Origin of the sequence: Tistrella sp., from assembly GCF_002684955.1 — a bacterium.
Taxonomy (GTDB): domain Bacteria; phylum Pseudomonadota; class Alphaproteobacteria; order Tistrellales; family Tistrellaceae; genus Tistrella; species Tistrella mobilis.
Genome location: NZ_NYWI01000063.1, coordinates 38,110 through 47,738, shown reverse-complemented (window position 1 = coordinate 47,738; position 9,629 = coordinate 38,110). Strand labels below are relative to the sequence as shown.

At 70.1% G+C, this 9,629-nt stretch carries 9 protein-coding genes; 5 read left to right on the top strand and 4 right to left on the bottom strand.

Translation table 11 applies throughout. The features are described 5' to 3' along the window. Positions 1-370: 370 nt before the first annotated feature. On the bottom strand, positions 371-757 hold the full coding sequence (locus tag CMO28_RS19800; protein ID WP_062763628.1) for a cupin domain-containing protein: 387 nt from the start codon (positions 755-757) through the stop codon (positions 371-373). A gap of 244 nt (positions 758-1,001) precedes the next feature. Between CMO28_RS19800 and CMO28_RS19795 the strand changes: the two genes are divergently transcribed. Further along, the gene (locus CMO28_RS19795) at positions 1,002-1,988 is read left to right on the top strand and encodes a sulfite oxidase heme-binding subunit YedZ (protein ID WP_296716054.1); all 987 of its coding nucleotides are present in this window, start codon (positions 1,002-1,004) and stop codon (positions 1,986-1,988) included. On the opposite strand, the gene CMO28_RS19790 is transcribed toward CMO28_RS19795, so the two are convergent. After that, the gene (locus CMO28_RS19790; RefSeq protein ID WP_296716052.1) at positions 1,952-3,118 is read right to left on the bottom strand and encodes an MFS transporter; all 1,167 of its coding nucleotides are present in this window, start codon (positions 3,116-3,118) and stop codon (positions 1,952-1,954) included. The genes CMO28_RS19795 and CMO28_RS19790 overlap by 37 nt on opposite strands. A 56-nt stretch (positions 3,119-3,174) precedes the next feature. Next, the gene (locus tag CMO28_RS19785; protein ID WP_296716049.1) at positions 3,175-4,221 is read right to left on the bottom strand and encodes an aldo/keto reductase; all 1,047 of its coding nucleotides are present in this window, start codon (positions 4,219-4,221) and stop codon (positions 3,175-3,177) included. 159 nt (positions 4,222-4,380) lie between these two features. On the opposite strand from CMO28_RS19785, the gene CMO28_RS19780 reads away from it, so the two are divergent. Further along, positions 4,381-5,307 carry a LysR family transcriptional regulator gene (locus tag CMO28_RS19780; RefSeq protein ID WP_296716047.1) on the top strand — a complete coding sequence of 309 codons (927 nt, stop codon included), beginning with the start codon at positions 4,381-4,383 and terminating at the stop codon, positions 5,305-5,307. A gap of 4 nt (positions 5,308-5,311) precedes the next feature. Here CMO28_RS19780 and CMO28_RS19775 read toward each other — a convergent pair whose 3' ends face one another. Beyond that, positions 5,312-5,956 carry a TetR/AcrR family transcriptional regulator gene (locus CMO28_RS19775; protein ID WP_296716045.1) on the bottom strand — a complete coding sequence of 215 codons (645 nt, stop codon included), beginning with the start codon at positions 5,954-5,956 and terminating at the stop codon, positions 5,312-5,314. A gap of 265 nt (positions 5,957-6,221) precedes the next feature. Between CMO28_RS19775 and CMO28_RS19770 the strand changes: the two genes are divergently transcribed. From CMO28_RS19770 to CMO28_RS19760, 3 genes are read left to right on the top strand one after another with little or no spacing between them, the layout of a single operon-like run. Continuing rightward, positions 6,222-7,799 (top strand): class I adenylate-forming enzyme family protein, encoded by a 1,578-nt coding sequence (locus CMO28_RS19770; RefSeq protein WP_296716043.1) that lies wholly within the window; start codon positions 6,222-6,224, stop codon positions 7,797-7,799. Then, entirely contained in the window at positions 7,796-8,782 is a 987-nt protein-coding gene (locus tag CMO28_RS19765) for a glutathione S-transferase family protein (protein WP_296716041.1), read from the top strand. Before CMO28_RS19770 ends, CMO28_RS19765 begins: the two co-directional genes overlap by 4 nt. Further along, positions 8,779-9,552: a glucose 1-dehydrogenase gene (locus CMO28_RS19760; protein ID WP_296716039.1), complete on the top strand. Its 774-nt coding sequence runs from the start codon at positions 8,779-8,781 to the stop codon at positions 9,550-9,552. Before CMO28_RS19765 ends, CMO28_RS19760 begins: the two co-directional genes overlap by 4 nt. The last annotated feature ends 77 nt before the right edge of the window (positions 9,553-9,629 follow it).

The following is a 9,629-nucleotide window of genomic DNA, read 5'->3' as shown; positions in this document are numbered from 1 at the left end:
CTTGCTCCCGCACGGGGGCGTGCGGGAGAGGGAGTCTGTTTGGCCCTCGCCGGGCGGGCGCTGCCGCGCCCTTGGCCGCCGCCGCAATGGCGGCTGGGTGGCTTGTTTGGTCATCGCTGTGCGGGGGGCCGGGCGGGCGAGTCTGTTTGGCCCTCGCCGGGCGGCCACTACCGTGGCCTTGGCCGCCGCGGCAATGGCGGCTTGCTCCCGCACGGGGGCGTGCGGGAGCGGGAGTCTGTTTGGCCCTCGCCGGGCGGGCGCTGCCGCGCCCTTGGCCGCCACCGCAATGGCGGCTTGCACCAGCCATCCTTGATGGCTGGTGCAGCTCTATGGGAACGGCCTGAGTACTCGGTCCGGTACCCGGCCTCGCTCAGCCGGCGCGGGGGTCCTGAGCGACCGAGTGTTCGGTGCCGGCCATGGAGGTTACCGCGAAGGTGGTGGCCTCGGGGGCCGGGGCCGGGTGGTGCCAGATGCCGGCGGGGATGACCACGAAGCCCCCCGCCTCGATCTTCACGGTTTCCGGGCCGCTGTCGTGCAGCAGGGTCAGCTGGATGGCGCCGTCCAGCACCTGGACCTGCTCGTCATGGGGGTGGCGTTCCCACGGCACCTGGCCGGCATAGCGCAGCAGATAGGCCATGCAGCCATTGGCCGCGGCCAGCGGCCGCATCGCCGCCATGGCGTCTTCCGGCCTGGTATCGGGGCCGATGGTCAACAGGGGCAGATCGCCGGCGATCTTACCGATGGCATGAACGTCCATGACACACATCTCCTCTCCTGGCGTGGCAGGGGCGCCGGTGCTTCGCCGGCAGGAGGGGATTCCACCATGGATTGAACCATTGAGTCGATATGCGTCGTAAAAATTCATCATTTGCGCGAGGCCCTGCCCCTGCCGGGCCGGCTCTCACAGGAACGTGACCCGCCGCGAGCGGCTTCCGGCTTGCCCCGCCGGCCGATCTGCCGACATCTGTGGGGCAGCCCCACCCGTCTCAGGGATCCGCCAGATGTCCTCAGCCCGCACGCCTGCCCTGCCCTGGAACGGCCCCCGCGGCCGTTTCTCGCCGATGAAGGCGCTGGTCTTCGGCCTGCTGCTGCTGCCGGGCGTGTGGATGATCTGGACCCTGGTCGCAGCCGCACCGGACATGCCGCAGCAGCCAGGCCCCGGGATCGGGCTTCAGGGGCTGCCGGATCGGGGACTGCCGGGGCCGGGCGGGCCGGCCGGCGGCATCGACGAAGCCGGGCTCAGCGTGCCCCAGGTCAAGGAGACCCTGCTGCTGGCGGGGCTCTGGGCCGTGCGGCTGCTGACCCTGTCGCTGCTGGTCACACCGCTCAAACTCTCGCTCGGCCGGCCGAAGATCGGCCAGCTCCGGCGGATGATCGGGGTCGCGGCCGGGCTCTACACGCTCGCCCATTTCGGGCTCTATCTCGTCTGGATGAAGCTCGATCTGGCACGGATCGCATCCGAAATCTGGCTCAGGACCTATCTCACCATCGGCTTCGTGGCCGTGCTGATCCTGGCGGCCCTGCTCGCCACCTCTACCGACGGCATGGCGAAACGGCTGGGCGGCAGCACCTGGAAACGGCTGCACAAGGCGGTCTATGCCGCCGCCCTGCTCGGCGCCCTGCACTTCTTCATGCAGACCCGGCTGGAGCCGGGGGAGGCGACCATTCTGGCCGGCATTCTGGGCTGGGCCGCGCTCTGGCGGCTGGCCGATGCCCGGCGCCCCGGCTGGGTGCGGGGGGTGCCGGGCCTTGTCGGCCTCGCCCTGGCCGCGGGGCTTCTGACCGTCGGGATCGAAGCGGCCTGGTTCGCCTTCGGCACCAGCCTGGATCCCGGGCGTGTGGTGGCGGCCAATCTGATGCCCGATGTCTTCCCACGCCCCGCCGCGGTGGTGGCGATGGCCGGGCTCGGGATCGTCGGGCTGCACCTCGCCGTCAGACCCCGCCCCCGCGCTCAGCCTGCCCGGCCGCGCCGGAATTCGGTCGCATAGATCAGGAGCATGGCAAGGCCCAGCCCGGCACCGGCCACGACCACGCCCACCCAGCCGCCGGCATGATAGATCACCGTGCCGAGGGCGGCGCCCGAGGCCCCGGCAAAGAACATGATCGTCATATAGATGGCGTTCACCCGACCGCGGATCTCGGGCGCGGTCGAAAAGATGATCCGCTGGCCCGTGATCTGATTGGCCTGGATGGCCGCGTCCAGCACCACCGCCAGCACCGCCATCGCGATGATCGAGCCGGCCGAAACCGCCCCGCCCGAGGCGAGGAACGACACCACCACCAGCACCATCGCCACCCCGGTCTGCACCCGGCTGTAGCCGCGATCGGCAAGCCGGCCCGCCACCGGGGCGACCAGCGCACCGCCGGCACCGGCCAGCGCGAACAGGCCGATCTGGTGGATGCTGAGGCCGAAGCGCTCTGCCAGCATGATCGGCGCCGTGGTCCAGAACAGGTTGAAGGCCGCGAACATCAGCGCCTGATAGGCGGCCCGCCGGCGCACCGCCGGCAGGCGGCGCAGCAGGCCGGGCATGGAGCCCAGGATGCGAAGATAGGCGACCAGCCCCGATCCGCTGCGGCTCCGCCCCGGCTGCCAGGCCGGCATCATCCGCCAGAGGGCGGCGCCCACCACAAGCATCAGCGCGGCCGAGGCCCAGAACACCGCCCGCCAGCCGAAGCTGCCGGCAATGAACAGGGCAGCCGGCCGCGCCAGCATGATCCCGGTCAACAGCCCCGCCATCACCGTGCCGACCACCTGGCCGCGGCGCGCATCGGGCGCGAGTCTCGCGATGAACGGCACCAGCACCTGGGCGCCGGTGGCACAGAGACCGACCATGAAGCAGAAGGCGAAGAGCGGCAGTGCCTCGGTCGACATCGCGATGCCGGCCAGGCCCAGCGTGGTCAGCACCAGCGTCGCCAGCACCAGCCGGCGGTTTTCGACCAGATCCGCGGCCGAGACCAGCAGGAACAGGCCCACCCCATAGCCGATCTGGGTGATGCCGGTCAGCGAGCCGGCAAGATCGGGGTCCAGCCCCAGATCCGCGCCGATCGCCGCCACCATCGGCTGGGCATAATAGAGATTGGCGACCAGCGCACCGGTCGCCACGGCAAAAAGCGCCACGAGGGCCCCGGAGGGCCCTCGCGACACGGATGGTTCAGAGGTGGCCGCAGCCTCGCTCACCGATCGTCTCCCCGCCGCCGGGAGGCCGCGCGTCCGGTCCCCTGGCGTTCCAGCATCCAGCCCGGATATTCGGGCGGAAGCGCACTCACCGCATCCAGCCGCGCGAGTTCCTCGGTCGACAGCTCGACCTCGGTCGCGGCCAGGTTGTCATCCAGCTGCTCCACCGTATTGGCACCGATGATCACCGACATCACCGACCGCTGATGCAGCAGCCAGGCGAGCGCGATCCGCGCCACCGACACGCCCCGCGCCGTCGCGATGTCGCGCATCACGTCGATGCAGTCGAAGGCACGGTCGCGGTTCACCGGCGGGAAATCGAACGTCGCCCGGCGCGACCCCTCGGGGCCGTTGCCGTCACGGTCGTACTTGCCCGACAAGAGGCCGCCCGCCAGCGGGCTCCACACCATCAGACCCAGCTTTTCGGCCTCGATCAGCGGCACCAGCTCGCGTTCGAGATCGCGCCCGGCGATGGTGTAATAGGCCTGAAGCGTGGCGAAGCGGCTGAAACCGCCCCGATCGGCGATGCCCAGCGCCTTCATGATCCGCCAGGCGGACCAGTTGGACACGCCGACATAGCGCACATGACCCTGGCGGACAAGATCGTCGAGCGCCCGCACCGTCTCTTCGATCGGCGTCACCGGATCCACGCCGTGGATCTGGTAGAGGTCGATATAGTCGGTCCCCAGCCGGCGCAGGCTGGCCTTGACCGCATCCATGATATGCCCGCGCGAGGCGCCGCGGTCATTGGGCCCGTCGCCCACCTGCCCCAGAACCTTGGTCGCCAGCACCATGTCGGTGCGCGGCCGGCCGGAATTGCGCATGGCATGGCCGGTGATCTCTTCCGAAAGCCCGCCCGAATAGACATCGGCGGTGTCGATGAAATTGACGCCCCGGTCCAGCGCCCGGGCGAGGATCGCATCCGCGCCCGCCTGATCGAGCCTGCCGATCTGGGTCCAGAAGCCGCCGCGGCCGCCGAAGGTCATGGTGCCGAGGCAGAGTTCCGACACGAGCAGGCCCGTGCCGCCAAGGGTGTTGTAGCGCATCGCTTTCCCCATTCGATCGCTGTCGTTGTCGACAAGGCCCGATATGGCACGGCGTGCCCTATCGGATAACCGCCCGGATCGGTCACGCCGTGTATAGTATGGCTGAACAATGGCGGTGCGATCCGTCACCCCTGCTCCTGCGATCCGGACCCTGCATCCATGGCGAACGGCGACCCTTTCGACGGGCTGCATGAATTTCTGGCCATCGCCCGGCGCGGCAGCATCCGCGGTGCCGCGGCCGAGCTGGGCGTCACGCCGGGGGCGGTCAGCCAGGCGCTTCAGGGGCTGGAACGGCGGCTGGGCCTGCCGCTCTTCCATCGCACCACCCGGCGGATTTCGCTCACCGAGGCGGGCGAAACCCTGCTCGGGCGGCTGGGCCCCGCGGCCGACGCCATCACCGGCACCATCGACGGCCTGCGCCGGATGACGGCCGAACCCTCGGGCACGCTTCGCCTGCTCGCCCACCGGATGGCGGTGGAAACGGTGATCCATCCGCTGATCCCGGCTTTCCGCGCCGCCTGCCCAGGGGTCACGGTGGACATCACCATCGATGACGGGCTGGAAGACCAGATCGCCGGGCGCTACGACGCCCATATCGCGATCGGCGAATTCATCGACCGCGACATGATCGCGGTCAGGGTCTCGCGCCCCTTCCGCTGGCTGGTGGCGGCCTCCCCCGACTATCTGGCCCGCCGGGGCCGACCCGAGGTGCCGGAAGACATTGCCCGCCACGACTGCATCCGCTTCCGCCTGGCCCGCAGCCGGCGGATCTATCGCTGGGAATTCGAACGCCCCGGCCCCGACGGCACCGCCCAGGCGCTGTCGGTCGACCCGCCGGGGGACATCGTCACCAACGACACGAAGCTGGTCCGCACCTTCGCCCTGCAGGGGCTGGGGCTGGTCTACGGGTCGGAGCTGATGCTGGGGGAGGATCTTGCCGCCGGACGGCTGGAGACGGTGCTGGATGCCTTCATGCCCGCCCGCGACGCCCTGTTCCTGTGCTATCCCCGGGCCAGCCGCGGCGACCCAAAGCTTCGCGCCTTCGTGGAGGCCTGCCAGCGGCAGCTGCGCCGCAGCGGCGGCTGACCGGTCAGGCGGGGCGGCGTAACCCCCCGGCCCCCGCCGTCCGGAACCGGTCGAGCCCGGCCATGCAGAACCCGACCATGAAATCGACCAGCACCGGCTTGTCGCGGGCATCGTCCGCCACCTTGGCGAAGGGCCAGATGATCGCCTCGTCCAGCGCACCGGGGATGCAGGCGGCGGCAAGCTCGGTGTCGAAGGGGATGAATTCACCCGCGGCGATGCCGTCCTGCAGGATCTCGGAAAACAGCAGATGGAAGCGGTGGCGGCAGTCCAGGCGCACCGCCTCGATCTCGGGCGAGACCGGCTCGGCCAGCAGGGCATGGGCCAGACGCGGCCGGCGCAGCGCCCGTTCGACATGCACCTGCACGGCAGCCGCCAGCCGCTCGCCATGCGGGCCCGGCCGGTCTGCCGCCTCGACCGAGGCGGCCAGTTCGCGCAAGGCCGCCGTCCGGAAGACCTCGGCATAAAGCGCGGTCATGGTCGGGAAATAGCGGTAGATCGTGCCTTCCGATATCCCGGCCTTCTCGGCCACCAGCCGGCTGCGCACGCCCCGGAAGCCGACCTCGGCGATCAGTTCGCGGGTCGCCTTCAGGATCATCATCCGCCGCTCGGCAAGGCGGCGACGGGTCTCGGGCGTCTGTCGATAGGCCAAGGCTGGGGGCTCCGGTCCGGACATATCCTCCTGCGAGCATGCACCGTCATGCACGCACTTGCCAGTGGATAAACAATGAGTCCATACTCATTTCTTAAAAGGGGCCACCATCGGGTGAATGACGTCCGCACCCGCATCGGCCATCCCGGTCGCCCCCGCCGGACGGAGAGCCCAGATGACCCTCGACGCGCGCCCAGATCCCCAACCTGTAGACGATCTTGATATATCACAGGCAATCCGGGATGCCGGAGCGAAAACGCATGAGGTGCTGCCCGGCACACCCGGCGGGCATCTGGCGGAGATCGCGGCGCGCTTTCCCGACCGGCCGGCGATCGAGGGCGAGGGCCTGGTGCTGGACTATGCCGGGCTGGATGCGCGGGTGAACCGCACCGCCCGTCTGCTGACGGCGCGCGGGCTGGGCCGCGGCGACCGCATGGCGGTGCTGGCGGAAAACCGGCTGGATTATGTGGTGCTGGCCTTCGCCGCCGCGCGCACCGGTATCATCCTTGCGGCCCTCAACTGGCGGTTGTCGGATGGTGAACTCAGCCATTGCGTCCATCTGGTGGCCCCGCGGCTGGTGATCGCCTCGCCCCGGTTCCGCGACACCGCGCGCCGGCTCGGCCTCGACCCGCTGGTGTTCGGCCCCGACTGGGAGGCGGCGCTCGGCGCCGAAGAGCCGGGCCCGATCCCCGGCGCCGAAGCCGAGGCCGAAGCCCGTCAGGAAGACGGGCTGCTGATCCTTTACACCAGCGGCACCACCGGCCTGCCCAAGGGCGCCATGATCAGCGCCCGGGCCGAGATGGCGCGGTTCACCCTCAGCCGGCGGGAACTCGGGCTCAGGCCCGAGCATATGTTCATCGCCTGGGCGCCGATGTTCCACATGGTCTCGATCGAGCATGCGATGCATGTGCTGATGACCGGCGGCCGGGTGGTGGTGGTCGATGGGGCCGACATCCCGCGGCTGGTCGATCTGGTCGAGACCGGGCCGCATTGGTGGCTGGTGCTGATCCCGGGCATGATCGAACGGGTGGCGGCCGAGATCCGCAGCCGCCGGGCCGCCCGGCCCGACTGGCGACCGGCGCGGATCGAGATGGTGGGTGCACTGGCCGATCTGGTGCCCCCGGCGCTGATCGCCGAGATTTCGGGCGTGCTGGAAGCGCCCTACTGGAACAGTTTCGGCTCCACCGAAACCGGCATGCTGCCGGCCGCCGGCACCCGCTTCGCACCGGGCGAGGCGCCGGGCGACCTCGCCAAGGCCCCGAACAGTCTGCATCTCTGGCGGCTGGTCGACGAGGACGACCGCGACGTGCCCCCGGGCACGGCAGGCGAGATCGCCGTGCGCGGCCCCTCGGTCTTCAGCGGCTACTGGAATGCGACCGCGACGAATGCCAAAGATTTCCGCGGCGGCTGGTTCCATATGGGCGACATGTTCGTGGAGCGCCCCGACGGCCGGCTCGATTTCGTCGACCGCGCCAAATACATGATCAAATCGGGGGCCGAGAACATCTATCCGGTCGAGATCGAGCGGGTGCTGATGACCCATCCCGCCGTGGGCGAGGCGGTGGTCGTGCGCCGCCCCGACGAGCGCTGGGGCGAGGTTCCGGTCGCCTTCGTGGCCCTGGCGGACGAGGCCCCCCCGGTGACGGCGGCCGAGCTGACCGCCTGGTGCCGGGCGGGGCTCGCCACCTATAAATGCCCGCGCGAGATCCGTTTCGTCGCCTCGCGCGACGACTTCCCGCGCAGCACCAGCGGCAAGGTCCAGCGCAAGACGCTGGAGGCGCAGCTTCAGGCCGAAACCGCGCCCCCCGCCGCCCGCGACGTCGTCGGGGAGAGTGCCGCATGAGCACGATCATCCTGCACCATTACGACTATTCGCCCTTTTCCGAGAAGATCCGGCTGATCTTCGGGCTGAAGGGGCTGGACTGGCGGTCGGTGATCGTGCCGGCGATCAACCCGAAGCCCAAGCTGATGCCGCTGACCGGCGGCTATCGTTTCACGCCCGTGATGCAGATCGGTGCCGACATCTATTGCGACACACGGCTGATCGCCCGCGAGCTGGAGCGCCGCTTTCCGACGCCGCCGCTGTTCACCAGCCTGGCCGAACAGGGCCTGGCCGGGGTGGTGGAGGCCTGGGCGGAGCGCGACCTGTTCTGGCCGCTCGCCCGCTACATCTCCGGCATCAATGCCGAGCGCACGGAGCCGGGACTGAATGCCGATCGGGCGGCGCTGCGCGGCAAGCCCGAGCCGTCGCTGGCCCGGCTGCAGCAGGTGGCACGCGACAGCCTGGGCCAGGCGCTGGGCGAAATCCGCCGGGTGGACCAGATGCTGGGCGACGGCCGGGCTTTCCTGCTGGGCGGCAAGCACCCGGGCCTGGCCGATCTTGCGGTCTATCACGGCCTCTGGTTCCTCGACGCCCTGCCGATCCGCTGCGGCACCGCGCTCGACCTCTACCCCGCCATCCGCGCCTGGATGGGACGGGTGGCCGCCCTCGGCCATGGTCGGGAAAGCCCGTTCACGGCCGAACAGGCGCTGGATGCCGCCGCCGCCGCCTATCCGGATCCGCTGCTGGCCTCGGCCGACGGGGCGGCGCCGGCGCCGGGCAGCCTGGTCGAGGTCCGCCCCGAAGGCTATGTCACCGAGCCGGTGACCGGCGAACTGATCCGCGCCGATGCCGGCCGGATCAGCCTGCGCCGCATCCATCCCGCCGTCGGCGAGGTGATGGTGCATCTGCCCCGCCAGGGCTATGTGCTCCGCCCCGCCGGGCATGGCGGCCATACCCTGGCAACCGCCATGGAAGACCCTGTCGGAGAGGAAGCCTGCCGGTGACCACCCTGCTCGACGGCAAGATCGTTCTGCTCACCGGTGCCGCCTCGGGCATCGGTGCCGCCACCGCCCGTGCCATGCTCGACGAGGGCGCGCGGGTGATGCTCACCGATCTCGACGCCGCCCGGCTCGACCGTCTGGCGGCAGAGCTGGCCGAAGACCATCCGGGCCGGGTGGCCGCCCTGCCCCAGGACGTGACCGACGAAGCCGGCTGGGAAGCGGCGACGGCGGCCGTGGCCGACCGTTTCGGCCCGATGACCGTGCTGGTCAACAATGCCGGCGTGCTGCCCGAACTCTGCCGGCTGGAAGACACCAGCCTGACCGAATGGCGGCGGGTGATGACGGTCAATCTGGACGGCGTGTTCCTGGGGGTGAAGCACGGCATCCGGGCGATGAAGGACCGGGGTGGCGCCATGGTCAACATCTCGTCCGTTGCCGCCATGATCGGCATGCCGATCACCGGCGCCTATAATGCCAGCAAGGCCGGGGTGCACATGCTGACCAAATGCGCGGCGCTGGAATGCGCGCATCTGGGCTATGCGATCCGGGTGAATTCGGTCCATCCCGGCTATGTCCGCACCCCGATGACCGGGCAGATCGCCGACACGCTGGGCGGCGACCGCTTCGACCGGCGGATGACGGCGGTCACGCCGATGCGGCGGCTGGGGGAGCCGCGCGAGATCGCCGATGCGGTGGTGTTCCTGGCCTCGGACCGGTCGTCCTATGCCACCGGTACCGCGCTCGTCATCGACGGCGGCTGGACCGCGCAATAGCCCCGGGCGGCGGGGGCCTGGACCAGAGGGGGAGGTTCAAGGCAGGATCGGGGACGTCCCGCCCCTCCTCCGGAAGG